This is a genomic window from Paraplanobispora siamensis (assembly GCF_016863175.1).
Lineage (GTDB): Bacteria > Actinomycetota > Actinomycetes > Streptosporangiales > Streptosporangiaceae > Planobispora > Planobispora siamensis.
The window spans coordinates 194,226-219,306 of the sequence record NZ_BOOJ01000036.1; the positions used below are offsets into that span (position 1 = coordinate 194,226).

A 25,081-nucleotide genomic window follows, 5' to 3' on the forward strand; every position below is an offset into this window, starting at 1 on the left:
TTTGTAAGCAAAGCTATTTTGGAGATCAAGCTATGTCAACCGACGGCCTGAGCGTCGACGCCGGAGTCCGGACGCTGCTGCTCCTGATGCCTCGCATGGTCGGACGGATCAAGCGCGTCAAGGTCCCGGAGCAGTTGCAGTCGCTCAACCTCGCCCCCCGGCACCTGTCGCTGCTGGCGTACCTGCTCTTCGACGGGCCGCTCGGCGTCAACGAGCTGGCCGCCCGGCTCGAGGTCGCCCCGGCGACGGTGAGCCTGATGGTCGGCGACCTGAGCCGCAGGGGCGTGGTCGAGCGGCGCGAGGACGACGCCGACCGCCGCCGCACGATCGTGGCCATCGCCGAGGAGAGCCGTGAGGCGGTCGACAGGTGGCTGGCCAGGGGGGCGCGCGCCTGGCGCAAGGCGCTGGAGCCGCTGACGCCCGCCGAGCGGCTGCTGTTCGTCGAGACGCTGCAGGCCTACGAGCGCGAGGTCCTCGCCGAGGAGGGGGAGGAGGCCGAGGGCTGAGGCCCGGACCGGAGGCTCCGCCGTACGCGATCCGCGTACCCGCACCGGACGCGATCCGCGTACCCGCACCGGCGGAGCCCCGGGATCAGGGCGCGGGGCTCCGTACGGCGGCGGCCACCGCCGCGCCGCCCCGGGGGGACAGGGTGATCGTGTAGTGGTTGACGCCGTCCACGGTGGACTCCGCCACGCCGGGCAGCCACTCGGCGGCCCGGCCGGGCGCGTACAGCGGCAGGTCGGGTTCGTCCAGCATGCCGCGGGCCGCCCGCAGGAACACGGCGGGCACCGGGAGCGCCGCGGGGGCCATGCCGGGCAGCGCGTAGACCTCGGGCGCGTCGGCGAGCGCGGCCTCCAGCCGGCAGGCGGCCTCGAACCGGTCGCCCAGGTCCACCAGGTCGTAGTCGGCGTAGGCGGCGCACGCCCCGGTCCACTCGGCGAAGGCCGGGTGCGCGCGCCACAGGTCCCGGCCCTCCTGACGGGTCGCGAACGTCCGCCCCAGCCGCGCCACGATCGGCCCCACCGTGCGCTCGATCGCCTCCCGTACGGTGCCCGCGCCCTCGGGCGGGGGGAGCGGCGCTCCGCCGTCCACCAGGACGAGCCGCTCCACCAGGTTCCGGTGGCGGCGGGCGGTCTCGGCCACGACGAAGCCGCCCATCGAGTGCCCGGCCAGCACGGCCGGCCCGCCGCCGTAGTGGTCGATCACGGCGGCGAGGTCGTCGGCGTGCGCGGCCATGCCGTACGGCCCGGGCAGGTCCCGGCTGCCGCCCCGGCCGCGCAGGTCCACCGCGACAAAGCGGTGGTCGCGCCCCAGGTCCGGGCCGATGAGCGCCCACGCCAGGTGGGAGGAGGTGATGCCGTGGGCGGCGACGACCAGCGGGCCGCGCTCGCCCCACACCCCCACCCGCAGCGTGCCGCCCCGGACGGGCACCCGCTCCCGGCGGTGGATCGGCCCGCTCACCGGCTCATCCGTCAACCCGCTCGCCGGCTCGCTCACCGGCCCGCTCACCGGCCCGCTGCGTCGGCCGCCGTGGCCTCCTTCACGACGCGGGCCATGACCGCGGCGAAGTCGGCGGCGCGCTCGATGTGCGGGCTGTGCCCCACCCCTTCGTAGACGATCTCCTCGTAGGAGCCCCCGGCCTCGGCGTACCGTTCGAGGACCGCCCTGGTCTCGGTGACCATCGGCTGGGGAGGGCAGAGCTCCTCGCCCGGCCAGCCGGGCACCGCGCCGAGCTTGCCGAGGTAGGCCAGGTCGAACAGGGAGGTGTCCGAGACGATCTGGTCGACGTCGCCCCGCACCCAGGTCACCGGCGGCTTGCCGGGGACCGCGACCAGGTCGTCGGCGATGCCGAACCACTGCGGCGCCATGGAGTTGAGCACGCCGCGCCGGCCGGCGCCCATGCCCGGCCACTCGTCGCAGGGAGCCGCGTCGCCCGGGTAGTTGCCCTCGCCGGTCGCGGTGGACAGGACCGTGTCGAGCAGCAGTTCCTCGTCCGCGCCCAGGCTCGCCGGATCGGCCACGTAGTAGGTGCGCAGGATCATCCGGGGGCTGGCGGGCGACTCGCCGGTGCGGTCGCCGGCCGCCAGGCGGGCCACGAAGTCGGGATTGGCCGCGCCCGCCCCGCCCAGGCCGAAGCCGTACGGCGACAGCGGAGCCTCGAGGACCAGCGCGGCGACCCGCTCGGGGACGTCGATCAGCAGCTGCATCGCCACGCCGCCGCCCATGGAGTGGCCCACCACGACCGGGCGGGCGCCGGCCGGGAAGACCTCCTCCGCCTCCAGCAGGGCGGCCAGGTCGTCGGAGAAGTCACGCAGCCCGCGGGTGGCGTCGACCGGCGCGGCCTCGGTGCGGCCGTAGCCGCGCAGGTCGGGCGCGACGATCCGCCAGTGCTCGGGCAGCAGCCGTACCAGCGGCTCCCAGAACGCCCCGGAGGAGCAGTTGCCGTGGACCAGCAGCACGGGCGGGCCATCGATGGGTCCGCGGACCATGAGGTTGTGCCGCAGACCACGAGCGGTGAGTTCCATGCACGAATCCTGCCAAGGGGGACCCCGGTCGGCAGTGTGGCTCGGCGACATACTTTCCGCCGCCGCATGTCGGCCGGCGACGCTGCCCCGGGGCGCCCCACGGATCGGAGACGGGGGTCAGAGACGGACGATCATCTTTCCGGTGTTCTCGCCCCGCATCAGGCCGATGAACGCGGCCGGGGCGTTCTCCAGGCCGTCGACCACGGTCTCCTGCGCGGAGATGCGGCCCTCGCGCAGCCAGCCGCCGACCTCCGCGATCATGTCGCGCATCCGGGAGGAGTGGTCGCCGACGATGAAGCCGCGCAGGGTGAGCCGCTTGCCGACGGCGAGGAAGAGGTTGCGCGGCGCGGGAGAGGGCTCGGTGGCGTTGTAGACCGCGATCGCGCCGCACATGGCGACCCGGCCGCCGGTGTTGAGCGAGTCGATCGCCGCCTCCAGGTGGTCGGCGCCGACGTTGTCGAAGTAGACGTCGATGCCGTCGGGGGCCGCCTTGCGCAGCTGCTCGGTGACCGGGCCGTTGCGGTAGTTGAAGGCCGCGTCGAAGCCGAGGTCGTACAGGTGGGAGACCTTCTCGTCGGAGCCCGCGCTGCCGATGACGCGCGAGGCCCCCTTCAGCTTGGCGATCTGGCCGGCGATGCTGCCCACCGCCCCGGCGGCGCCCGAGACGAAGACCGCCTCGCCCTCCTTGAAGGAGGCCACGTCGAGGAGGCCGACATAGGCGGTGAGGCCGGGCATGCCCAGCACGCCCAGGTAGGCGGTGGGGGAGACTCCCTCGATCGGGTCGACCCTGCGCACCCGGGCGGCCTCGACGACCACCTGCTCGCGCCACCCGTAGCCGTGCAGGACGAGGTCGCCCTCGGCCAGGCCGGGCGCCCGCGACTCGACGACCTCGCCGACCGTCCCGCCCTCGAGGGGCTCGCCGAGCTTGAACGGGGGTACGTAGGACTTGGCGTCGTTCATGCGGCCCCGCATGTACGGGTCGACCGACATGAACAGGTTGCGGACCAGCACCTGGCCCTCCTGCGGGGCGGGCAGCTCCACCTCCACGAGGTCGAAGTTATCCGCGGTCGGCCAGCCGGAGGGGCGCGAGGCGAGATTGATCTGCCGAGACATATGAGCTCCGTCAAAGGTTGAGGTACGTCAAATATAATCACCTCCATGAACGTGACCGGTGAAGTGGTGGCTCTGATGGGAGAGGTGGCGGCCCGCTACAACAGGAGATACGAGGAGGCCGCCGCGCGGCACCGGCTGACCGCCCTGCAGGCCAAGATGCTCGTGCTGGTCGCCGCCGAGTCCCTGCCCATGCGGCGTATCGCCCGCCTGTTCAACTGCGACCCGTCCAACGTCACCGGCATCGTGGACCGTCTGGAGGGCCGCGGGCTCCTGCGGCGCGAGCCCGATCCCGCCGACCGGAGGGTGAAGAACATCACGCTCACCCCCGACGGCCGGCGGGCCGTCGCCGAACTGCGCCGCTCCCTCGGCTTCGCGGCCGCGCCGCTGAGCGCGCTGGAGGAGTCGGAGCGGATCCAGCTCCGGGACCTCCTGAAGAAGGTGCTGGCCGCCGACGAGACCGCGGATGACGCCACCGGGGAAGCCGTGGAGGGGGCCGGACCGCTCACACGGTGAGCGTGAACGCGCCGAGCTCCTCCATCCGGCGCAGGAAGGGCAGGGCGTGGAAGGCCTCGGCGGCGCTGAGGACGCCGGCCTTGGCCGTCTCCCTGCCCTCGGCCAGCAGCAGGGCCGCCTCGACCGAGGCCACCGCGCCGACCCACCAGATGTCGCTGCCCCTGATGTGCGCGTTGCGGCCGCCGCCCCCGGCCGCGACGGCCTGGAGGGCGACCATGAACTCCGTGCGCGCCCGTTCGGCCGCGTCGGCGTCCACGCTGGTGAAGACCTGCTCCTCCTCGAAGGTGCTGGAGGTCAGCTGCGACTCCACGGTGCGCACGGGGACGTGCCTGGGGATGGTGACCATCTCCCCGGAGGGGAAGGGCGCGATCATCGTTCGGGGGCCGATGGGCGGGGGGAAGGGGAAGACGGTGTTGCGGATCTCGACCGGTCCCGTGCGCAGGACCCCGTCGGTGTAGGTCACCCTGTCGATCTCGCCGATCAGCAGCTCCGCCGTCTTGACCGCCGCCTTCGTCATGCGCCAGCCGGTGACCCGGTAGCCCACCGTGATCCGGTCGACCTCGGACATGCCCTCGGTCGCGACCGCGGCCAGCAGGTCGGCGAGCGCGCCGTAGAAGCTCATCTGGGGGATCATCACGGCGCCGGTGCGCTGGGCCTGCGCCTGCAGGTTCTCGAACAGGTGCTTGACGTGGCGCGGCTCGATGGCGTGGTCGACGTAGTGGCAGCCGGCCGCCGCCGCGGCGGCGGCGACCGGCTCACCGGTCCGGGCGTAGGGGCCGGCGCAGTGGATCAGGGCGGAGGCGTTCTCGGCGAGCTCGCGCAGGGCGGCCCGATCGTCCAGGGGCGCGAGGTGGACCCGCACGCGCTGCGGACGGTCCAGCTCCTCGGCGAGGGACCGCAACGCCCCGGCGTCACGGCCGGACAGCACGATGTCCTGCTCCCGGGAGAGCAGCTCGGCGGCGACCAGACGGCCCGTGTGCCCGTTGGCGCCGTAGATTGCGATGGGCGGTGCGTTCATGACCGGCTCGCTTTCATACCCAGGGTATGTAACTGTTCGAATCGAACGTATGTTCCACGACGTGTCCCGTCAAGGACCGCCGCCTCACCGTTCCGCCGGGAGGGAGCCGGGGAAGGAAACGTTCCGCAGGCCGGCCTGCGGAGAAGGGAGTGCGGACCGATGCCCGCCAAGGACGGCGCCGTGGCCCGGCGGACCCAGGCCGAGCGTTCGAGCGCGACCTCCTCCCGGTTGCTCGCGACCGCGGAGGAGATGTTCGGCCGGGACGGCTACGCCGCCACCTCGCTAGCCGCCGTCGCCGCGGCGGCCGGGATGACCAAGGGCGCGGCCTACCACCACTTCCCCGGCAAGGCGGGGCTGTTCCGCGAGGTGTTCGTGCGCAGGCTGCGGTGGGCCGCCGCCGCGCTGGAGCGCGTGGCCGTGCACGCCCCCGATCCCTGGTCCGCCCTGCGCGAGGGGTGCCGTACCTTCCTGGAGTGCTGCACGGACCCGGGGTTCCGGCAGATCGTGCTGCTGGACGGGCCGGCCGTGCTCGGCTGGGACGCGGTCCGCGAGATCGAGTACGAGCACCTGCTGCGGGTTCTGCGGGACGGCATGCGCGCGGCCGCGGCGGAGGGGTGGATCGCCGGCGGGGACCTCGACGTCCGCTCGCAGCTGGTCTTCGGCGCGCTCTGCGAGGCGGGCATGATGCTGGCCAGGTCCCCCGATCCGGAGGGCGTGTTCCCCGCGGTGGCCGGGGAGGCCGAACGACTCCTGGGCGCGCTCGTCCGCGGGTGACGGGCCCGGCGGGGGCCGGGGGCCGCCGCGGGTGAGGGGTTCGGCGGTGGGGCGGTCGGCGAGGTCAGCCGGTGCGCCGCCGCTGGGCCGCCTCGGCCTCCAGGACGGTGTCGAGCAGGCCGGGGAACAGGGCGTCGAGGTCGTGGCGGCGCAGCGCGTTCATCTTCGCCGTGCCCCGGTAGACCTGGTTGATCACGCCGGCCTCGCGCAGCACCCGGAAGTGGTGGGTGGTGGTCGACTTGCTGACCGCCAGCTCGATCGCCGAGCACGCCGCCTCCTGCCCCTGGCCGAGGTCGGCGAGGAAGCGCACCACCTGCAGACGCATCGGGTCGGACAGGGCGTGCAGCACGGCCTCCAGGCGGATCTCCTCGAGCGGGGGGTGCTCCAGGGCCCTGGCGGTTGGGGTCGACACGGTGGCTCCTCCCGTCGGAGCGTTCATTGTACGACGACTATCGTAATTTGACATTCGTCGTAGTACGATGCCTATCGTATCAACGTACGGCGGGAGCCCGCGGTGGGCGATCCCCGACCGAGTCCGGTGACCCCCGACCAAGGAGCATGTCGTGAGTGCGTTGTTCGAGCCGTTGACGGTGCGGGACCTGACCATCCCCAACCGGGTCTGGATGGCCCCGATGTGCCAGTACTGCGCGGCCGTCGAGGGGCCGGAGCAGGGAGTGCCGACCGACTGGCACCTGACCCACCTGGGCGCCAGGGCGGTGGGCGGGGCCGGTCTGATCATCACCGAGGCGACCGCGGTCTCCCCCGAGGGCCGGATCAGCCCGGCCGACCTCGGCCTGTGGAACGACCGCCAGCAGGAGGGCTTCGCCCGCATCACCGCGTTCCTGCGGGAGCAGGGCGCCGTGCCCGGCATCCAGCTCGCGCACGCCGGCCGCAAGGCCTCCACCGACCGCACCTGGCGCGGCGGCGCCCCGCTCGGCCCCGACCAGCACGGCTGGCAGCCGGTCGGCCCGAGCCCGCTCGCCTTCGCCGACGGCTATCCCGTGCCGGCCGAGCTGAGCGTGGAGGAGATCCGGCGGATCGTCGAAGGGTTCGCCGCCGCGGCGCGGCGGGCGCTGGCCGCCGGTTTCCAGGTGGCCGAGGTGCACGGCGCGCACGGCTATCTCATCAACGAGTTCCTGTCCCCGCACACCAACCGGCGCACCGACGCCTACGGCGGTTCCTACGAGAACCGCACCAGGTTCGCGATCGAGGTGGTGGACGCCGTCCGCGCGGTCTGGCCGGACGAACTGCCGGTCTTCTTCCGGATCTCGGCCACCGACTGGCTGACGGAGAATCCGGAGGACGGGCGGGAGGGCTGGACCGCGGACGACACGGTGCGCTTCGCCAAGGACCTGCTCGCCCACGGCGTCGACCTGCTGGACACCTCCACCGGCGGCAACGCGCCGAAGGCCCGCATCCCCGCCGGTCCCGGTTATCAGGTCCCGTTCGCCGCCCGGGTGAAGGCCGAGACGGACATGCCGGTGGCCGCCGTCGGCCTGATCACCGAGGCCCGCCAGGCGGAGGAGATCGTCGCCTCAGGGCAGGCGGACGCGGTGCTGCTCGGCCGGGAGCTGCTGCGCAACCCGTACTGGCCGAACCTGGCCGCGCGCGAACTCGCGGAGCTCGGGGCCGCGGCGCGCTGGCCCGACCAGTATCACCGCGCGGTCTGACCGCGCCTCATCCCGTCCCTGAACCTCGTCCCCTCCCTGAACAGGGAGGGGGGCGAGGAGACGTAGGAGGCCAGCGCGTCGGCCGCGCCGGCGACGTCGGTCACGGGGTGGCGCTTCTCGGCGCACTGCCAGGAGAAGAACCGGCCGTCGTAGCCGACGAACACCCAGACGGGCATGGGCGATGTCCGGAGGTGGACGACCAGGGCTTCCCCGCGCAGATCGGCGGGGACTCCGCGCTCTGCAAGGTGGGCGCGGAGCCTTTCCAGGGATTCGGCCTCTGCCATCCCTCCACTATCTCTCACTCAGAGCTAATTCTCCATTACCTGGAGTCACAAAGCGAGAATTGGGCCCCTCGCCGCCCTTCGCCCCCACCCCGGACGTCACGCCTCAGGCGTCACGGCGGCGCAGCGTAAGATAACCGCCGATGAGGGCGGCGGCGGCCCACAGGGCGAGAATGCCCATCCCGGCCCACGGACCGTACGGACGGCCGAAGTGCGGATCCCCGGGCGGGCCGGTGAGATGCATGATCACCATGCCCGCCTGGTCCGGCAGGTACTGCGCGACGGCCTTCACCTGCGGAACGTTGCCGAGCCCCTGCGAGCCGAGGAAGAACACCGGGAGCAGGATGCCGAGCGAGAGCGCCGGACCGCGCAGCATCGCCGTCACTCCGGCGGCGAAGACGCAGATGAGGGTCAGATAGAGGCAGGAGCCGATGAGGGCCTGCGGCACCCCGTCCGCGTCCGGGGACATGCCGTACCGGCCGAGGCCCGCCTGCGCCGCGAAGAAGACGGCCGGGACCGTGACCACCGCGACGCCCAGCACCGTCAGCGCCACGGCGAGCATCTTGCCGCCGTAGAACGCGCCGCGCCGGGGCATCGCCGTCAGCGAGGCGTGGATCGTCCCGGAGGCGTACTCGCCGCCCACGGCCAGGACCGCGAACACCACCAGGGGGAGCTGGCCGAGGGTGAGGCTGTAGAAGGTGGCGAAGAGCAGGTCGGCGGGCTCGGTCTGCTCCCGGGCCATGCTGGAGAGGTTGGCGCTGAAGCTCAGCCCCAGCAGATAGGCGAGACCGGCGCTGAGGACGACGCCCAGCAGCAGGGCCACGGCCGTCGACCGCAGGGTCCTGATCTTGACCCATTCGGCGGCGAGGGCCGCGCGCACGGAGACAGCGTCCATCACCGCGTCCATCACCGCCTCCCGGCCCGGCGCTCCCCGGAACGCGGCCGCGCCGCCCGACGGTCCGTGCCGTCCCCGGTGTCCGGCGCCGCCGCCCGGTGCTCCGCGCTCTCCCCGGTGAGCCGCATGAACGCCTCCTCCAGCGACGCCGTCTCCGTGCCGATCTCGTGCACCGTCAGGCCGCCCGCCGCGGCCAGCTCGCCGACCCTCGCGGCCTCCGTCCCGTGCGCCTCCAGCGTCCCGTCCGCCGCCTGCCGTACCCGGACACCGGCCGCGGCCAGCGCCCGGCGCATCCGCTCGGGCTCTGGCGTGCGGATCCGGACGTGCGAACGGGAGTTGGCCTCGACGAACTCCCGCGTGGAGGTGTCGGCGAGGAGCCGGCCGCGGCCGATCACGACGAGGTGGTCCGCGGTGAGCGCCATCTCGCCCATCAGGTGGCTGGAGACGAACACCGTCCGGCCCTCGGCGGCCAGCCCCCTCATGAGGTTCCGGATCCACCGGACCCCCTCGGGGTCCAGCCCGTTGACCGGCTCGTCGAGCAGGAGCACCGGCGGGTCTCCCAGCAGCGCCGCGGCGATGCCGAGGCGCTGGGTCATTCCGAGCGAGAAGCCCCGGACCCGCCGGCGGGCGGCCTTCTCCAGCCCGACCAGCTCCAGCACCTCCCGGACGCGGGCGGCGGGGATCCGGTTGCTCCGTGCCAGCCAGAGCAGGTGGCCGTACGCGCTGCGGCCGGGATGGACGTCCCGGGCCTCCAGCATGGCCCCGACCCGCCGCAGGGGGCAGGACAGCTCCCGGTAGAACCGGCCGTCGATGAGGACCCGGCCCCCGGTGGGGTGGTCCAGACCCAGCGCCATCCGCATCGTGGTGGATTTTCCGGCCCCGTTCGGGCCGAGGAACCCGGTCACCCGGCCCGGTCGCACGGTGAAGGAGAGCCCGTCGACCGCGACCGTGTCCCCGTACCTCTTGCTGAGGTTCTGTATGTCGATCACGCGGATCACGCTAGGAACCGGGGCCGGTCCCGCGCAGTCCCCGAAAGTGCCCGATTGCCGTCCACGAAAGTCGACACGGCGGCCGGGACGTAGTCTGCGCAGTATGGGCCGACACCGCAGCACGGGCCGACACCTCCTCGCCGCCCTCGTGGTCCTGGCCGACACGGCGCTCGTGGTCGCCGCGGGACAGGGCGCCCCGCTCTCGTGGGGCACGGCGGGATACGCGCTGGCCGCGGGACTGGTGATCGGGCTGTGCGGCCGGTCCCCGGCGGGGGCGTTCGCGGCCGCGCTGACCCTCGCCTCGCTGACCGGCGGCACGTATTTCCTGCTGCTGTGGACCGCCTACCACGCCGGGCGCGGGATCACCTCGCGGCGGGGCCTGGCCGTGGCCGTCGGCGCGGCGTCCGGCGGCCTCGCCGTGCAGCTCGTGCTCCTGCCCCCGTCCGTGGCGGAGGCGCCCTCCTTCGTGTACGCCTATCTCGTGTTCGCCGCGCTGCCGCTGCTGGTCGGCCGCTACCTCGCCCAGCACGAGCGGCTGGTCGGGGCGCTCGACCGGCACAACCGGCGGCTCCGGCAGGAGCGGGAGCTCCTCGCCGAGCGGGAGCGGTTGCGCGAACGGTTGCGCATCGCCCGGGACATGCACGACTCCCTCGGACACCGGCTCAGCCTCGTGTCGGTCCAGGCGGCTGCGCTGGAGGTGTCGCCGCTGCCCGCCCGGGAGCGGCAGGCGGTCCGGCAGCTGGCGGGAGCGGCGCGCGCCGCGATGGACGAGCTGTACGAGCTGGTCGGGGCGCTCCGGGCGCAGGACGAGCCGCCGCCGGTACGGTCGTTCGGCGCGCAGGCCCTCGCGACGCTGCTGGAGGAGTTCCGGGCGGCCGGCGTCGCGGTGGAGCTGCGGTGGCGGGGGGAACCCCGGGCGCTGTCCCCGGAGGCGGGGCAGGCGGTGTACCGGGTGGTCGAGGAGGGACTGACCAACGCGGTCAAGCACGCCCCGGGCCTGCCGGTCACGGTGAGCGCCGAGTGGGAGCCGGACGCGCTGCTGGTCACCGTGTCCAACCCCGCACCGGACCGCCCCGCCTCGCCGGTCAACGTCTCCGGCCCCGCACCGGACCGCCCGGCTCCCGCGATCCCCGACGGTTCCGGGCACGGCCTGGCCGGGCTGGGCGAGCGGGTACGGCTCGCCGGCGGGTTCCTGGACCACCGCCGGTCGGCCGGGGAGTTCCGGCTCTTCGCGATGGTGCCGGCCACCGGGTCGGAGCCGGCCGAGGGGGAGGTCCCCGCAGGGGCCGCCGGCGGCGGGCCTTCCGGCGCGGAACGCGCCCGGACGATCGCGCTCGGACTGGTCACGGCGATCGCGATGATCGGCATCCTGTCCGCGGGCGTCGCGGTGGGGGTGAGATGAGGTGATCAGGGTCCTGGTCGCCGACGACGAGCCGCTGATCACGGCCGGCATCCGTACCGTTCTGGAGTCGGCGGGCGACATCGAGGTGGTCGCCGAGGCGGCGGACGGCAGGGCGGCCGTCGAGGGGGCGATCAGACACCGGGCCGACGTGGCGCTGGTCGACATCAACATGCCGGTGCTGGACGGCCTGGGCGCGGCGGAGGAACTGCGCCGCCGGATGCCGGGGCTGCGGACCGTGGTGCTCACGGCCTTCGGCACGGAGCCGAACGTGCAGCGCGCCGTGCAGAACGGCGTGGCCGGTTTCGTGCTCAAGAACTGCACGCCCGGCGAGCTGATCGGCGCGGTGCGGGCGGCGCACCGCGGGGACGCCTACCTGTCCCCCGCAGTGGCCCGGACGGTTCTGGACATGGTCCCGCCGGGCGAGGCCTGCCGCCGCAGGGAGGCGGCCGACCGGCTGGCGGCGCTGGCCCCCCGGGAGTCGGAGGTGGTGGGTCTGCTGGCCGAAGGGCTGTCCAACGCCGAGATCGGCCGCCGGCTGAACATGAGCGAGACGACCATCAAGACGTACGTGAGCCGGATCCTGGCCAAGCTCGGCTGCTCGAACCGCGTGCAGGCCGCCCTGCTCGTCCGGGACGCCGGTTCCCGCGGCTGACACGGCTGACACGGCTGACGCGGCCGACGGCGGTGGACACGACCGTCAGACGGGGATGGAGATCCCCAGGCCGCCGCGGGTCTGCGCGCCGTACCTCTCCTTCTCGCGGGCGATGTCCAGGGGCTTGATGCCCTTGCGCCCCTCCAGGACCTCCGGGGTGATGAGGTCGGCGGGGACGAGCCAGGAGACCTCGAACTCCAGCCCGTCGGGGTCCTTGGCGTACAGCGCCTTGGTGGTGGAGTGGTCGGAGGCGCCGACCAGGGCATCGAGTTCCGAGAGCTTGACGGCGATCCGCTCAAGCTCCTCCAGGGTGTCCACCTCCCAGGCCAGGTGATAGAGCCCGACGGTGGAGCGTCCCGCGCCGGAGGGGCCCGCCTGCGCGCCGATCTCGAACAGGCCGAGGTCGTGGTCGTTGGTCGAGCCCGAGGCCTGCAGGAACGCCGCGCCAGGCATCCCCATGACGACCTCGAAGCCGAGGGCCTCGCGATAGAAGGCGACGCTGCGCTCGACGTCGCGTACGAACAGGACCGCGTGGTTGAGACGTTGGACCGGCATGGGTCCCTCCCCGATAGGAAAGTTGAGCTCTCAAGTATTGTACATTTCGACGATTGAGGCCTCAACTAGGCTTTACCCATGACGAGATGGCTGGACGACGGCGAGCAACGCACCTGGAGGGCGTTCCTGGCCGCCTCACAGCGCATTCAGGAGGAGCTGGACCGCCAGCTGCAACGGGACTCCGGGATGCCGCACACCTACTACGCGATCCTGGTGCGGCTGTCCGAGGCGGAAAAGCGCAAGATGCGCATGAGTGAACTGGCGGGAAGCGTCGGCTCCTCGCCGAGCAGGCTCTCGCACGCGGTGGCGCGGCTGGAGGAACGCGGCTGGGTACGGCGCGAGCCGTGCGAGAGCGACAGGCGGGTGAGCTGGGCGGTGCTCACCGACGAAGGGCTCGCGATCCTGGTCTCGGCCGCGCCCGGTCATGTCGAGGCGGTACGGCGGACCCTGTTCGACCGGCTCGGCCCGGAACAGGTCGAGCAGCTCTCCGAGATCTGCATGGCGATCCTGAAGGGCGTGGAGGTGCAGGACCCGGTGCTGCGGGACCCGGCTTCCTGAGGGCCCGCTCCACCGTGGCGTCCGTTCTCCCGGGCGCAGGCCTCACCGCGGGGCGGGTGCCGTGCGGGCCGCGGCCAGGTGGAGGCCCGGGTCGGCGATGACCCGGTGGATGACCTGCCCGGCCGCCCCGAGGGTGGCCGCGTCGGCGCCGAGCCGGGAGACGGTGATCTCGGGTACGGCGTGGCGCATCGCGGTCAGCCGCTCGGTCATCGCGTCGCGGACCGGGCCGGAGATCCAGGGGAACAGCGGCGCGAAGACGCCGCCCAGCACGATGGTGCCGGGGTCGAGCAGGTGGGTCGCCGAGGTGAGCGCGATGCCCAGGGCCCGCCCGGCGCGGGCGCAGGCCTCCAGCGCGGGACCGTCGCCGTCCCGCAGGCGGGCGACCAGCTCCGCTACGCCGCCCGGGGCCACGGGAGCGCCCGGGGCCACAGGGGCGCCCGAGATCGCGGCGGCGCCGTCCGGGGCGGCGCCGTCCGGGGTGGCGCCGTCCGGGGTGGCACCGTCCGAGACAGTTAAGCCCGAGGCGGTTAGGTCTGGGGCGGTCGCGTCCGGGGCGGTCCTCGGGGCCGGGGCCGGCAGGCCGGCGGCGCGCAGCAGGGCCTCCTGCCCGGCGTACTGCTCCAGGCATCCCCGGCTGCCGCAGCGGCAGGCGGGCCCGTCGGGGGAGACGACCACGTGCCCCAGCTCGCCCGCCAGGCCGCGGGCGCCGCGGAAGAGGGCGCCGCCGACCACCAGGCCGGCGCCGATGCCGATCTCCCCGGACACGTGCAGGAAGTCGCCGTGGCCGGTGCCGAACCAGAGCTCGCCCAGCGCGGCGAGGTTGGCCTCGTTCTCCACCTCCACGCCCGGCAGCCCGCCGTCGGGGACCAGCAGGTCGCCGACGCGGACGTCGTGCCAGCCGAGGTTGGGGGCGCTGTGCAGCAGGCCGCCGTTGACGGGACCGGGGACCGCGAGGGTGGAACCGGCGATGACGAGCCCGGCCGACCGGGCTTCGTCCACAGCCCTGTGGATAAGTTTTTGCAGGCGGGCAAGGGTTTCCACAGGAGACGCGACCCTGTTGTCCACAGCCTGTGTATAGCGCAGCCGTACGGTGAGGGTGAGGTCCACGACGCACGCGGAGAGGTAGTCGACGTTGATCTCCAGGCCGAGCGCCGCCACCCGCTCACCGCTCAGGCTGACCGCCGTGCCGGGCCGGCCGCGCTCGCCGTCGCGGAGCGTGCCCGTCTCGGTGACCATCCCGGCCTCGATCAGGTCGCCGACCATCTTGGAGACGGTCGTCTTGGTCAGGCCGGTGATCTCCGCCAGCGCGGCGCGGGTGACCGGGCCGCTCCTGCGGACCTCGCTGAGGACCAGGCCCAGATTGCGGGCGCGCATCGAGTCGTGGCGCACGGCCTGTGTCATGGAACACCCACCCCTTGACGATCCCACTCTCCGGACTCATATTAAGTCCATAACGTGGATTAAATGGAGGACCGCCTCATGAACGCCTACACGCCCACCCCGCAGGACCGCTTCACCTTCGGCCTGTGGACGGTCGGATGGCAGGCCCGCGACCCGTTCGGCGACGCCACCCGCGCCGCTCTCGACCCGGTGGAATCGGTCCACAGGCTCGCCGAGCTCGGCGCGTACGGCGTGACCTTCCACGACGACGACCTGCTGGCCGTCGAGCACGACCGGGACAAGGCGATCGAACGGTTCAAGGGGGCGCTGGCCGAGACCGGGCTCAAGGTCCCGATGGCCACCACCAACCTGTTCACCCACCCGGTCTTCAAGGACGGCGCGTTCACCAGCAACGACCGCGACGTCCGGCGCTACGCGCTGCGCAAGGTCATCCGCAACATCGACCTGGCCGCCGAGCTGGGCGCGACCACCTACGTCTGCTGGGGCGGGCGCGAGGGCGCCGAGTCCGACGCCGCCAAGGACGTCAAGGCCGCGCTCGACCGCTACAAGGAGGGGCTCGACCTGCTGACCTCCTACGTGATCGACAAGGGCTACGACATCCGGTTCGCCCTGGAGCCCAAGCCGAACGAGCCGCGCGGCGACATCCTGCTGCCGACCGTCGGCCACGCGCTCGCCTTCATCAACGAGCTGGAGCACCCCGAGCGGGTCGGCCTCAACCCCGAGGTGGGCCACGAGCAGATGGCCGGGCTCAACTTCGTGCACGGCATCGCCCAGGCCCTGTGGCACGGCAAGCTCTTCCACATCGACCTCAACGGCCAGCACGGTCCCAAGTACGACCAGGACCTCATCTTCGGCCACGGCGACGTCAAGAGCGCCTTCTTCCTGGTCGACCTGCTGGAGAACGGGGGCTACGACGGTCCCCGGCACTTCGACTACAAGCCGCTGCGCACCGACGACGCCGCCGACGTGTGGGAGTCGGCCGCCGCCAACATGCGCACCTACCTGATCCTGAAGGAGAAGTCGAAGGCCTTCCGCGCCGACCCCGAGGTGCAGCAGGCGCTGGCCGCCAGCCGGGTCGACGAGCTGGCCCAGCCCACGCTGGCCCCCGGCGAGACCGTCGAGGACCTGGCCCGCGACGACTTCGACCTCGACGCCGCCGCCGAGCGCGGCTTCCACTTCACGCGCCTGAACCAGCTCGCCCTCGAGCACCTGCTCGGAGTGCGCGGATGACACTCGTGGCCGGGGTGGACTCCTCCACCCAGAGCTGCAAGGTGGTGATCAGGGACGCCGGCACCGGCGCCCTGGTCCGCCAGGGCCGGGCGGCCCATCCGGACGGCACCGAGGTCGATCCGGGGGCCTGGTGGACGGCGCTGACGGAGGCGGTCGAGCAGGCCGGCGGGCTGGACGACGTCGCGGCGATGAGCGTGGCGGCGCAGCAGCACGGCATGGTCTGCCTCGACGAGTCCGGAAATGTCGTGAGAAAGGCGCTGCTCTGGAACGACACCCGGTCCGCGCGCGCCGCCGTGGACCTGGTGGAGGAGCTGGGCGGGCCGGTGAAGTGGGCCGAGGCGGTCGGCAGCGTGCCGGTCGCGTCGTTCACGGTGAGCAAGCTGCGCTGGCTGGCCGAGCACGAGCCGGACAGCGCCCGCCGCACCGCCTCGGTGTGCCTGCCGCACGACTGGCTGACGTGGCGGATGGGCGGCGCGGCCGGGGAGCTCGTCACCGACCGCGGTGACGCGTCCGGAACCGGCTACTGGTCCCCCGCGACCGGGGAGTACCGGACCGACCTGCTCCAGGCCGCCTTCGGTTCCGTCCCGCAGCTCCCCAGGGTGCTGGGCCCCCGGGACGGCGCGGGCGAGGTCCGCCTCGCCCGCGGCCCCGGTCCGGGCGCCCGGCTCGCGCCCGGCACCGGGGACAACATGGCCGCGGCCCTCGGGGTGGGGGCGCTGCCCGGGGACGTTGTGGTCTCGATCGGCACCTCCGGTACGGCGTTCGCGGTCGCGCAGGCGCCGAGCGCGGACCCCACCGGGATCGTGGCCGGGTTCGCCGACGCGACCGGGCGGTTCCTGCCGCTGGTGTGCACGCTCAACGCGGCCCGGGTGCTCGACGCCGCCGCGCGGATGCTCGGCGTCGGCCTCGACAAGCTGGACGAGCTGGCCCTGTCCGCGCCGCCGGGGGCGGGCGGCCTGGTCTGCGTGCCGTACCTGGAGGGGGAGCGGACCCCCAACCTGCCGGATGCCACCGGGTCGCTGCACGGCCTGACCCTGGGCACCTCGACTCCCGCCCATCTGGCCAGGGCGGCGGTCGAGGGCATGCTCTGCCATCTGGCGGACGCCTTCGACGCGCTGGGGCTCGACCCGGCCAGGGTGCTGCTGATCGGCGGCGGGGCCAGGTCGCGGGCCGTACGGCGGATCGCCCCGGCGGTCTTCGGCCGGCCGGTGGTCGTGCCCACGCCCGGGGAGTACGTCGCCGACGGGGCCGCGCGCCAGGCCGCCTGGCTGCTGGCCGGGAGCGAGGAGCCGCCCGCCTGGCAGGTGAGCGGGACCGAGGTCTACGAGGCCGACCCCGACCCCTCGGTGAGGGCCCGCTACGCCGAGGTCCGCGGCCTGGACTGATCCCGGAGGCCGTGCCGGATCCCGCACCCGCCGTACCGGTGTGAGGGGGAGTGCGGGGTCCGGCCGTTCCCCCTCGGGCCGGGGTCTCGGGGTGGGATCTCAGGGGTGGGTCAGGGTCGGGCCAGGGGCCGTTCCCGATGTTCGCGGGGGTGCTCCGGGGACAGTGTGGGGACATGCTCCGGTTGAAGATGTTCTACCCCCTGATCGCCTGCGTCGGCATCCTGATGGCGGCCGTCGCGGCGGTGGTGGGGCAGATCGACCCCGACCCCTATCTCGACCCGCTGAACCTGACGATCAGCGAGTACGCCGTGCTGGACCGCGGCGGCGCGACCGAGTTCGCCATGCTCTCGCTGGGCGTCGCGTCCTTCGCGCTGGTCGCCGGGTTGCGCACGGCGAAGGCGCCGGTGGGGACGGCGGCGGAGCGGCTGATGCTGGTGTGGAGCGGGGCGCTGGTGCTCATCGCGGTCGTGCCGACCACCGCGCCGGGGCTGGCGCTGGACATGGGCGCGCAGGTGCACCGTTACGTGTCGGTCCTGGCGTTCGTCGCGATGCCGGTGGCGGGGGCGCTGATGGTGGGGCGCTTCGCCGGGGACGAGCGGTGGCGGGCGGTGGCGCGGCCGGTGGAGTGGCTGTCGCTGGCCGGCGGGTTCGGGGTGCTGGCGATCACCTATGTGGCGCTGCCCGGGGACCGGGTGCTGATCGGTCTGGTCGAGCGGGTGCTGCTGGGCGCCGAGGTCGCGCTCGTCGGTCTGCTGGCCGTACGGCTCCTCCAGCTGACCTGGGTCCGCAGCACACGCGCCGCGCAGGTCACTCTGGGATGACTTGTCACCGTACATGACTATTTCCTGACATATCACAAATAGGACAAAGTAACAGGGCAGGTCAGTGCTATTCTCGTCGGCGATCTAGCGATCGCCCGGAGGGGTCCTCTCCTCTGGCGCTCCCAGACCGAGCCGTCGAGGTGACATGGCATCGAGCAGGTCCATCCGGTTCAAGGTCTCGGCGCTCCTGGTCGTCCCCCTCACCTCCCTGGTGGCGCTGTGGGGCTTCGCGGCCACCACGACCGTGGGCGACGCAGTAGGCATGCTCAACGTCAGCGCGCTCCACGACGGCGTCATCAAACCCGGTGACGCGCTCCTCATCGCCCTGCAGCGCGAGCACCTCATGTCGGCCGAGTATCTGGCCAGCCGCTCGGACGCGGACCGCTCCACGCTCGTCAGCCAGCGCACGACGACCGACCAGGCCATGGAGAGGCTCCGCGAGGACTCGGCGGACGAGTCCACGCAGTCGGCCCTGACCCCGGAGATGAAGGTCCTCTTCGACGCGCTGATGACCCGCGTCGGTCAGCTCGACGCGACCCGGGCCAAGATCGACGAAGGCCGCATCGAGATCGCCGACCTCCCCCGGGAGTTCGCGCCGATGCCCGACGTGTTCCAGCGTCTCGTCTCCATCATGGCGATCGACAACGATCCCGAGACGCAGGCCGTGATCAAGGTCGGCTACGCCAAGGACTTCCTGACCCGCCAGCGCGCGATCGCCGCCGGGGCCACGGCCCAGGAGCGGCCGCTGTCGCCCCGTGAGCTGCAGCTGTTCAGGGAGTTCTCCACCACCCGCAACTTCCTGCTGACCCAGGCCATGGCCGACATGCAGGCGGAACTGGGCGACCCCTTCACCGAGGTGGTGGGCTCGCCGGTGTACAGCCGTTTCATCGCCATGGAGGAGCGCCTGCTGGCGGGCGAGGCCGTACGGCACGCGGCCTGGCGGAGCGTCGCCGACGACCTGGAGGCCGCCATCCAGGTGAACATCAGCCAGGCGACCGTGATCCTGACCGACCGGGCGGTGCCCCCGGCCGTCACCATCTTCGTCAGGGCCGGGGCCGCCGGAGCCCTGGGACTGGTGGCGGTGATCGTGTCGCTGGCCGTCTCCTACCGGGTGGGCCGCGGGCTCACCCGCGAGCTGGCCGGGGTGCGGCAGGCGGCCGTGGAGATGGCCGAGACGCGCCTGCCCCGGATCATGGAGCGGCTGCGGCGCGGCCAGGACGTGGACGTGGAGGCGGAGGTGCCCGGCATCGAGCGGCTGGGCAGCACCTCCGAGGTGCACGCCGTGGCCGCCGCCTTCGACAGCGTCGGACGCCGCGCGGTGGACGCGGCCGTGGAGCAGGCCCGGCTCCGCGAGGGCGTCGCCCACGCCTTCCGCAACCTCGCCCGGCGCAAGCAGAGCCTGCTGCAACGCCAGCTCAAGCTGCTGGACGGCATGCAGAAGCAGACCGAGGACCCGCAGGCGCTGGAGAACCTGTTCGTCCTCGACCACCTCACGACCCGCATGCGCCGCCACGCCGAGGGCCTGGTGATCCTGTCCGGCGGCGCGGTCGGCCGCCGGTGGCGTTCGGCGGTCCCGATGGAGGACGTGCTGCGCGGCGCGGCCGCTCAGGTCGAGGACTACGCCCGGGTGCGGATCTACCCGATGCCCGACGGCACGCTGGTCGGCGGCGCGGTGGCCGACATGATGCACCTGTTCGCCGAGATCATCGAGAACGCGACGGTCTTCTCCCCGCCCGGCGCCGAGGTGTCGGTCCGCGGCGAGCGCGTGGGCCGGGGCTTCGCGGTCGAGATCGAGGACCGGGGCCTGGGCCTGCCGCAGGACAAGCGCGACGCGATCAACGCGCGGCTGGCCAGCCCGCCGGAGTTCGACCCGGCGGAGACCGACCGGCTGGGCTTCTCGGTGGTCGGCCTGCTGGCCGCCAGGCACGGCGTCAAGGTCATGCTGCGCCCCTCGCCGTACGGCGGGACCGGGGTGGTCATCCTGGTCCCCGAGCCCCTGCTGGGAGTGCCGGAGCCGGTGCTGACCGGAGCGGGCGAGCCCCACGCCGGGCACTTCGGATCGGGTGCGGCCGCCGAGCCCGTCCGGAGCGTCGCCCCCGACGACCTGTCCGGGCTGTCCGGGCTGGCCGCGCAGATCCCGGCGGCCCGGGCGCACTCCGAGCTGGACGGGCGCAGGACGCCGCAGCGGCGCAACGGCGGGCTGCCCCGCCGGGTGCGCCAGGCGAACCTGGCGCCGAGCCTGCGCCAGGAGCCCGGGCGGGTCCCGGCCGACGAGACCACGGAAACAACCCCGCAGAAGGCGGAGAGGTCGCCGGAAGAGGCGAGGGCGCTGCTGAGCTCGCTGCAGTCGGGATGGCGGCGTGGGCGGTCGGAAAGCGAAGACACTGGTGGGGAAGGGGCTTGACCACGTGCCGGGTGAGCTGTATTGGCTTTTGGATGACTTCGTCACGAGCGTGGCGGACGTCTCGCACGCGCTGATCCTGTCCAACGACGGGCTGATGATGGCGTCGTCGCGCGGGCTCAGCAAGGAGGACGCCGACCATCTGTCGGCCGTGGCCTCGGGCTTCCAGAGCCTGGCCAAGGGCACGAGCCTGCAGTTCGGCGGCGGCAACGTACGGCAGACGATGGTGGAGATGGACTCCGCCTTCCTGTTCGTCACCTCGGCCGGTCAGGGTAGCTGCCTCTGCGTCATGACGAGCGGGGCCGCCGACGTCGGCCTGATCGCATATGAGATGGCCCGCCTGGTCAGCCGGGTCGGGCAACACCTGGCCACCGGACCGCGGACGGCGGGACAATGAGCGACGAAATCGAGTGGATAGACGAGGAGGCGGGCCCGGTGGTCCGCCCCTACGCCATGACCGGCGGCCGGACCAGGCCGTCCTCGGCGGCCTTCGACCTGCTGTCGATGGTGGTGGCCACCGGCGCCACCATCTCGCCCCGGGCGAACCTGGGCTCGCAGCACCGCCGGCTGCTCAGTGTGGTCGGGCGGGCCCGCCCGATCGTGGAGATCGCCTCCGAGGTCGAGCTGCCGGTCGGCGTGATCAGAGTGCTGCTGGGCGACCTGCTGGACCAGGGCCTGATCCTGGTCAGGCAGCCGGTGACGGCCGCCTCCTCGCCCGCGCAGAGCCTCCTGCAGGAAGTCATCAACGGCCTGCGCGCCCTGTAGGGCGCGGCGGGCGGCTCCCGTCCGGGGGGATCGGAAGCCGCCGCCCGCTCCGTCAGGTGTCCGTCAGGAGGAGGACTGGCTCGCCGTCAGCACCTTGAGCGAGTGCTCGACGAGCGTGATCAGCACGGTCTTGGCCGAGGCGCGGCGCCGTACGTCGCACATCAGCACCGGTACGTCCGGGTCGAGGTCGAGAGCCGAGCGCACGTCCTCGGTGTCGTAACGGTCGGCGCCGTCGAAGCAGTTGACCGCCACGATGAACGGCGTGCCGCGCTGCTCGAAATAGTCGATCGAGGGGAAGCAGTCGGTCAGCCGCCGGGTGTCGGCCAGCACGACCGCGCCCAGCGCGCCGTACGACAACTCGTCCCACATGAACCAGAACCGCTCCTGGCCGGGCGTGCCGAACAGGTAGACGACCAGGCCCTCACGGATGGTGATGCGGCCGAAGTCCATCGCCACCGTGGTCGTGGTCTTGCCCTCCACGCCCTCGACGTCGTCGATGCCGATGCCGCGGTCGGACAGCACCTCCTCGGTGCGCAGGGGGCGGATCTCGCTGATCGCACCGACGAGCGTGGTCTTGCCCACACCGAAGCCGCCCGCGATGAGAATCTTGAGCGCGACGGGCTCGTCAGAGGGCTCGAAGTCCATTGATCACTTCCTTGAGAATGCGCTCACTCGCCGAGGCGCGTCCGATGGAGATGAGGCCGTGGTCCTGCAGGTCGCCGAGGAGGACGCGGACCACGCCCAGCGGCAGGTCCAGCTCCGAGGCGACGTCGGCGACCGAGGTCGCGCCGGTGACCAGGGTGAGGATCCGTTCCTGCTCCGGTCCGGGGACGAAGCCGCCGGACGGCGCGGCCCCGGTCGCGGTGACCAGGGCTACCAGGTCCAGTGCGTCGCCGGAGGACCGGGTCCGGCCTCCGATGAGCGCGTAAGGCCGGACGACCGGTCCGGCCTCCTCATCCATCCAGCGGGTCATGACGAGCCTTGGCGTGGATTGGTCGAGAGGTGCTGCCCGACCCGCTTGACCAGCATCGCCATCTCGTAGGCGATGTGGCCGACGTCGGCGTCGGAACTGCTCAGCACGGCCAGGCAGGTTCCCTGCCCGGCGGCCGTGACGAACAGGAAGGCCGATTCCATCTCCACGATGGTCTGGCGGACGTCGCCGCCGCCGAAGTGGCGTCCCGCGCCGCGCGCCAGGCTCTGGAAGCCCGCGGCGACGGCGGACAGGTGCTCGGCGTCCTCGCGGCTGAGGCCTTTGGAGAATCCCATGGCGAGCCCGTCGGTGGACAGGATCACCGCCTGCCGTACCGCGCCCACCCGGCTGGTCAGGTCGTCGAGGAGCCAGTTGAGTTCGCCGGTGTTGCTCACTTTTCCGGCCATGTGACCTCCTCTGTAGGACTCATGACCATGATGCCGTTTTCGACGCCCTCGCTGCGCCCGGTCACATGTCCTCCTTTTCGCCTGTCTGATGGGATGCGAAGTCGTTCGGGTGCTCCGCGCGTCCGCGGCGTGTGCCCTCCTGGAAAGCGGAGAACAGCGCGCGGGCCTGCTCGGGACGGTGGTCGGCCGCCGCCCTTGGCTCCCGTTCCGGTCCGGAGGTCTCCTCCGGCCCCCGCTCCGGCCCGGCGGTCTGCTCCTCCGGTCCGGCGGTCTTCTCCGGCTCAGCCGCGGGGTCCTGGCGCAGCTGGGGGGCCAGGTTCGCCTGCCGTACGCGGCGGGGCAGGGCACGGGGGCCGATGCTCTCACCGGCCGGGGGCTCGCCCTGCGCGTCCGGGGTCCCGTTCTGAGCCGTCACCTCGGGCACCACGGTGAGAGCCGGCGCGGCCTGGTTCTCCGGGGCGTCGTTCCCGGATGCGCCTCCCGGGCGGGGGACCTTCCTCGTACGGCGCGGCAGGCCGGCTCCCGGCGAGGCCGCAGAACCGTTGCCCGCAGAACCGTTGCCCGCGGAGCCCTGGGCGTGGGCGCCGGCCGGGGCGGCGGAGGGGGCCGGTGCGAGCGCGGCGACCGGGGCCGGCTCCAGCCGGAGCTCCGCGGGCCGCTCCTCGAGACGCTCGGCGATGATGGACAGCGGCGAGGGGGTCTCGGTGATCACGCTGCGCGGGATGAGCACGATGGCCGTGGTGCCGCCGAACGGCGAGGAGCGCAGGACCACCTTGATCCCGTGCCGGGCGGCGAGCTGGCCCACCACGAACAGGCCCAGCCGGTCGCTGTCGGCCAGGTCGAACTCGGGCGGTTCCGCCAGCCGCGCGTTGATCTCCGCGTAGTCCACGGCGCCCAGGCCCAGGCCCCGGTCCTCGATCTCGACGGCGAACCCGTTGGCCACCACGTCACCGCGCACCATCACCATGGTCTGCGGGGGCGAGTAGATCGTGGCGTTCTCGATGAGCTCGGCGATCAGGTGCGTGATGTCGGCGACGGCCCCTCCGTCGAGCAGGACGTCCGACAGCGGCGCCACGTTGACCCGCTTGTAGTCCTCGACCTCGGCGATCGCGGCCCGCACGACGTCGACCACCGGCACGGGCCTGCTCCAGGCGCGGCCGGGCGCGGCGCCGGACAGGATGATGAGTCCTTCCGCGTGGCGGCGCATGCGCGTGGTCAGGTGGTCGAGCTGGAACAGGTCGTCGAGGCTGTCGGGGTCGGTGGCCCGGCGCTGCATGCTGTCCAGCAGCGTGAGCTGGCGGTGGAGCAGGTTCTGCTTGCGGCGGGCCAGGTTGACGAAGACCTGGCTGACGCCGCGGCGCAGGTCGGCCTGGCCGACGGCCGCCTCGACCGCGGTGCGCTGCACCGAGCCGAACGCCTGGGCCACGTCGCGGACCTCGGCCGAGCCCTTCACCTCGATGAGCGGGGCGTCGGTGCTGACATCCACCTCTTCACCGCGCCGCAGCCGCGTCACCAGGCGCGGCAGCCGTACGTCGGCCAGTTCGAGCGCGGTGGAGCGCAGGCCGGCCAGCTCGTCGGCCAGGCGGCGGCCGAAGCGGACCGAGATCACGATGGACGCGGCCACCGCGATCAGGCCGATGCCCCCGGCCACGGCGATCCGGATCACGACCCCGGTGGACAGGGACCCGGACTGCTCGGCCAGGGCGGTCCCGGAGGAGGCGCCGAGCTGGTCGAGGCGGGTCATCAGCGGGGTCGCGACCTCCTTCCAGCGCTCGGCCTCTGGGGGCAGGCGGTCGCCCTCGCCCGCGATGACGGCCCGCTCCAGGGCGGTGAACCTGTCGAAGGCGGTGGAGCCGAGGGTCTCGCGGTAGGGCTTGCCGAGCGTGACGTCCAGCGTGGACAGGCCGCGCGTGTGCAGGAAGTCGCGGGCGGCGGCGTACTCGGCGAAGGCGGCGCGCTCCTCGGCGGTCAGGCGCAGGTCGAGCAGCGCGCCGCTGATCAGCGCGTTCTCCCTGGCCATCATCTCCCGGGCGTGGCCCATCGACTGCATCGCCGTGGCCTGCTGGAAGATCGTCAGGTCGGGGATGGCGACGAGCTGGTCGTACAGGAGGAAGACCGCGTCCAGGATCTGGTTGTAGCGCGTCAGCACGGCCAGCCGGGTGCTCTGCCCGTCGTCGATCCCGGCCCTGACCTCGCTGAGGGCGTCGAGCCGGCTGAGCGTCCACTTCAGGGAGGCGTCGAGCTCCCGGGTCGCCGGCTCGTATCCGGCGACGGCGTCGCGGAAGCGCTCGACCGCCTGGTCGGTGCGCTCGCGCTGCTCGCCGAAGCCGCTGGTGCGGACCCGCGAGGTGATCACCACCGACGACTGGGCGCGCTCGGCCTGCAGCTGCGTCCCCAGCTCGGTGGAGGCGACGCCGATCGTGGCGTAGAGCCGGTCGGACCGAAGCAGGGCCGCGCCCTCGCCGACGGTGAGGTTGAGGACGAAACCCCACAGGGCGCTCAGGGTGAGCAGGGGCAGGAGCAGCAGCAAGAAGATCTTGAACCGAATCGAGCGGTTTCCAGAGCCCATGCCCACTCGTCCCAACCTCTGAGTGTGTGGAGGCTTGCGGTGTTAGGGGATGGAATATGCCTCCGGAAGATCGGACAGAGACTAGCATTGATGGGCTTCCGGCGCAGTGAAGCCCTCACATCTCCTCCGTTCCGTAATTGAACAGACGACTCACCGTTTTTCCTGACACATCATGTGTTGATGAGTT

At 72.7% G+C, this 25,081-nt stretch carries 27 protein-coding genes; 13 read left to right on the plus strand and 14 right to left on the minus strand.

Translation table 11 applies throughout. From position 1 onward, the window contains the following. Positions 1 to 32: 32 nt before the first annotated feature. Positions 33 to 506, plus strand: coding sequence for a MarR family winged helix-turn-helix transcriptional regulator (locus tag Psi01_RS22775; protein ID WP_204066095.1), 474 nt, complete (start codon positions 33 to 35; stop codon positions 504 to 506). Between the two features lie 85 nt (positions 507 to 591). Here Psi01_RS22775 and Psi01_RS22780 read toward each other — a convergent pair whose 3' ends face one another. From Psi01_RS22780 to Psi01_RS22790, 3 genes are all read right to left on the minus strand, one after another. After that, positions 592 to 1,461: an alpha/beta hydrolase gene (locus Psi01_RS22780; protein ID WP_204066096.1), complete on the minus strand. Its 870-nt coding sequence runs from the start codon at positions 1,459 to 1,461 to the stop codon at positions 592 to 594. Positions 1,462 to 1,505: 44 nt separating this feature from the next. After that, positions 1,506 to 2,525: an alpha/beta hydrolase gene (locus tag Psi01_RS22785; RefSeq protein ID WP_204066097.1), complete on the minus strand. Its 1,020-nt coding sequence runs from the start codon at positions 2,523 to 2,525 to the stop codon at positions 1,506 to 1,508. A gap of 117 nt (positions 2,526 to 2,642) precedes the next feature. Then, the gene (locus Psi01_RS22790; protein ID WP_204066098.1) at positions 2,643 to 3,638 is read right to left on the minus strand and encodes an NADP-dependent oxidoreductase; all 996 of its coding nucleotides are present in this window, start codon (positions 3,636 to 3,638) and stop codon (positions 2,643 to 2,645) included. Between the two features lie 45 nt (positions 3,639 to 3,683). Between Psi01_RS22790 and Psi01_RS22795 the strand changes: the two genes are divergently transcribed. Continuing rightward, complete coding sequence (locus Psi01_RS22795) at positions 3,684 to 4,151, plus strand: MarR family winged helix-turn-helix transcriptional regulator (RefSeq protein ID WP_204066099.1); 468 nt, start codon at positions 3,684 to 3,686, stop codon at positions 4,149 to 4,151. Here the strand turns inward: Psi01_RS22795 and Psi01_RS22800 are convergent. After that, a complete protein-coding gene (locus tag Psi01_RS22800) occupies positions 4,141 to 5,169 on the minus strand; it encodes a saccharopine dehydrogenase NADP-binding domain-containing protein (protein WP_204066100.1) in 1,029 nt (342 codons plus the stop codon). The two genes, Psi01_RS22795 and Psi01_RS22800, sit on opposite strands and share 11 nt — an antisense overlap. A 159-nt stretch (positions 5,170 to 5,328) precedes the next feature. Here Psi01_RS22800 and Psi01_RS22805 point away from each other — a divergent pair, with 159 nt between their 5' ends. Then, on the plus strand, positions 5,329 to 5,943 hold the full coding sequence (locus Psi01_RS22805; protein ID WP_204066101.1) for a TetR/AcrR family transcriptional regulator: 615 nt from the start codon (positions 5,329 to 5,331) through the stop codon (positions 5,941 to 5,943). Between the two features lie 64 nt (positions 5,944 to 6,007). On the opposite strand, the gene Psi01_RS22810 is transcribed toward Psi01_RS22805, so the two are convergent. After that, the gene (locus Psi01_RS22810) at positions 6,008 to 6,355 is read right to left on the minus strand and encodes an ArsR/SmtB family transcription factor (RefSeq protein WP_239127931.1); all 348 of its coding nucleotides are present in this window, start codon (positions 6,353 to 6,355) and stop codon (positions 6,008 to 6,010) included. A gap of 151 nt (positions 6,356 to 6,506) precedes the next feature. On the opposite strand from Psi01_RS22810, the gene Psi01_RS22815 reads away from it, so the two are divergent. Continuing rightward, positions 6,507 to 7,613 (plus strand): NADH:flavin oxidoreductase/NADH oxidase, encoded by a 1,107-nt coding sequence (locus Psi01_RS22815; protein WP_204066103.1) that lies wholly within the window; start codon positions 6,507 to 6,509, stop codon positions 7,611 to 7,613. Here Psi01_RS22815 and Psi01_RS22820 read toward each other — a convergent pair. From Psi01_RS22820 to Psi01_RS22830, 3 genes are all read right to left on the minus strand, one after another. Then, positions 7,598 to 7,897, minus strand: a complete 300-nt coding sequence (locus Psi01_RS22820; RefSeq protein ID WP_204066104.1) for a hypothetical protein — start codon at positions 7,895 to 7,897, stop codon at positions 7,598 to 7,600. The two genes, Psi01_RS22815 and Psi01_RS22820, sit on opposite strands and share 16 nt — an antisense overlap. A 103-nt stretch (positions 7,898 to 8,000) precedes the next feature. Next, entirely contained in the window at positions 8,001 to 8,801 is an 801-nt protein-coding gene (locus Psi01_RS22825) for an ABC transporter permease (RefSeq protein ID WP_204066105.1), read from the minus strand. Continuing rightward, entirely contained in the window at positions 8,801 to 9,778 is a 978-nt protein-coding gene (locus Psi01_RS22830; RefSeq protein ID WP_204066106.1) for an ABC transporter ATP-binding protein, read from the minus strand. The genes Psi01_RS22825 and Psi01_RS22830 overlap by 1 nt, the downstream gene beginning before the upstream one ends. Positions 9,779 to 9,881: 103 nt before the next feature. Here Psi01_RS22830 and Psi01_RS44155 point away from each other — a divergent pair, with 103 nt between their 5' ends. Further along, positions 9,882 to 11,180, plus strand: coding sequence for a sensor histidine kinase (locus Psi01_RS44155; protein WP_204066107.1), 1,299 nt, complete (start codon positions 9,882 to 9,884; stop codon positions 11,178 to 11,180). Position 11,181: 1 nt separating this feature from the next. Beyond that, complete coding sequence (locus Psi01_RS22840) at positions 11,182 to 11,832, plus strand: response regulator transcription factor (protein WP_204066108.1); 651 nt, start codon at positions 11,182 to 11,184, stop codon at positions 11,830 to 11,832. 45 nt (positions 11,833 to 11,877) lie between these two features. Here the strand turns inward: Psi01_RS22840 and Psi01_RS22845 are convergent, their stop codons facing one another. Further along, the gene (locus Psi01_RS22845) at positions 11,878 to 12,387 is read right to left on the minus strand and encodes a VOC family protein (protein WP_204066109.1); all 510 of its coding nucleotides are present in this window, start codon (positions 12,385 to 12,387) and stop codon (positions 11,878 to 11,880) included. Between the two features lie 78 nt (positions 12,388 to 12,465). On the opposite strand from Psi01_RS22845, the gene Psi01_RS22850 reads away from it, so the two are divergent. Then, positions 12,466 to 12,945 (plus strand): MarR family winged helix-turn-helix transcriptional regulator, encoded by a 480-nt coding sequence (locus Psi01_RS22850; RefSeq protein ID WP_204066110.1) that lies wholly within the window; start codon positions 12,466 to 12,468, stop codon positions 12,943 to 12,945. Positions 12,946 to 12,987: 42 nt separating this feature from the next. On the opposite strand, the gene Psi01_RS22855 is transcribed toward Psi01_RS22850, so the two are convergent. Further along, positions 12,988 to 14,346 carry an ROK family transcriptional regulator gene (locus Psi01_RS22855; RefSeq protein WP_204066111.1) on the minus strand — a complete coding sequence of 453 codons (1,359 nt, stop codon included), beginning with the start codon at positions 14,344 to 14,346 and terminating at the stop codon, positions 12,988 to 12,990. Between the two features lie 78 nt (positions 14,347 to 14,424). On the opposite strand from Psi01_RS22855, the gene xylA reads away from it, so the two are divergent. The 6 genes from xylA (at position 14,425) to Psi01_RS22885 (ending at position 20,948) form a co-directional block, all read left to right on the plus strand. Beyond that, positions 14,425 to 15,576, plus strand: coding sequence for a xylose isomerase (gene xylA, locus Psi01_RS22860; protein WP_204066161.1), 1,152 nt, complete (start codon positions 14,425 to 14,427; stop codon positions 15,574 to 15,576). Then, entirely contained in the window at positions 15,573 to 16,961 is a 1,389-nt protein-coding gene (gene xylB, locus Psi01_RS22865) for a xylulokinase (protein WP_204066112.1), read from the plus strand. The genes xylA and xylB overlap by 4 nt, the downstream gene beginning before the upstream one ends. A 173-nt stretch (positions 16,962 to 17,134) precedes the next feature. Continuing rightward, entirely contained in the window at positions 17,135 to 17,782 is a 648-nt protein-coding gene (locus Psi01_RS22870; RefSeq protein ID WP_204066113.1) for a DUF998 domain-containing protein, read from the plus strand. A gap of 145 nt (positions 17,783 to 17,927) precedes the next feature. Further along, positions 17,928 to 20,186, plus strand: a complete 2,259-nt coding sequence (locus tag Psi01_RS22875; protein WP_204066114.1) for a sensor histidine kinase — start codon at positions 17,928 to 17,930, stop codon at positions 20,184 to 20,186. After that, positions 20,170 to 20,580 carry a roadblock/LC7 domain-containing protein gene (locus Psi01_RS22880; protein ID WP_373872508.1) on the plus strand — a complete coding sequence of 137 codons (411 nt, stop codon included), beginning with the start codon at positions 20,170 to 20,172 and terminating at the stop codon, positions 20,578 to 20,580. Before Psi01_RS22875 ends, Psi01_RS22880 begins: the two co-directional genes overlap by 17 nt. Then, positions 20,577 to 20,948: a DUF742 domain-containing protein gene (locus Psi01_RS22885; RefSeq protein WP_204066115.1), complete on the plus strand. Its 372-nt coding sequence runs from the start codon at positions 20,577 to 20,579 to the stop codon at positions 20,946 to 20,948. The genes Psi01_RS22880 and Psi01_RS22885 overlap by 4 nt, the downstream gene beginning before the upstream one ends. Before the next feature lie 63 nt (positions 20,949 to 21,011). On the opposite strand, the gene Psi01_RS22890 is transcribed toward Psi01_RS22885, so the two are convergent. The 4 genes from Psi01_RS22890 to Psi01_RS22905 form a co-directional block, all read right to left on the minus strand. Continuing rightward, positions 21,012 to 21,593 (minus strand): GTP-binding protein, encoded by a 582-nt coding sequence (locus Psi01_RS22890; protein ID WP_204066116.1) that lies wholly within the window; start codon positions 21,591 to 21,593, stop codon positions 21,012 to 21,014. Further along, positions 21,574 to 21,909 (minus strand): DUF742 domain-containing protein, encoded by a 336-nt coding sequence (locus tag Psi01_RS22895; RefSeq protein WP_373872509.1) that lies wholly within the window; start codon positions 21,907 to 21,909, stop codon positions 21,574 to 21,576. Before Psi01_RS22895 ends, Psi01_RS22890 begins: the two co-directional genes overlap by 20 nt. 8 nt (positions 21,910 to 21,917) lie before the next feature. Further along, a complete protein-coding gene (locus Psi01_RS22900; protein ID WP_204066117.1) occupies positions 21,918 to 22,325 on the minus strand; it encodes a roadblock/LC7 domain-containing protein in 408 nt (135 codons plus the stop codon). A gap of 61 nt (positions 22,326 to 22,386) precedes the next feature. Then, positions 22,387 to 24,894, minus strand: coding sequence for a nitrate- and nitrite sensing domain-containing protein (locus tag Psi01_RS22905; protein WP_204066118.1), 2,508 nt, complete (start codon positions 24,892 to 24,894; stop codon positions 22,387 to 22,389). Positions 24,895 to 25,081: the final 187 nt, after the last annotated feature.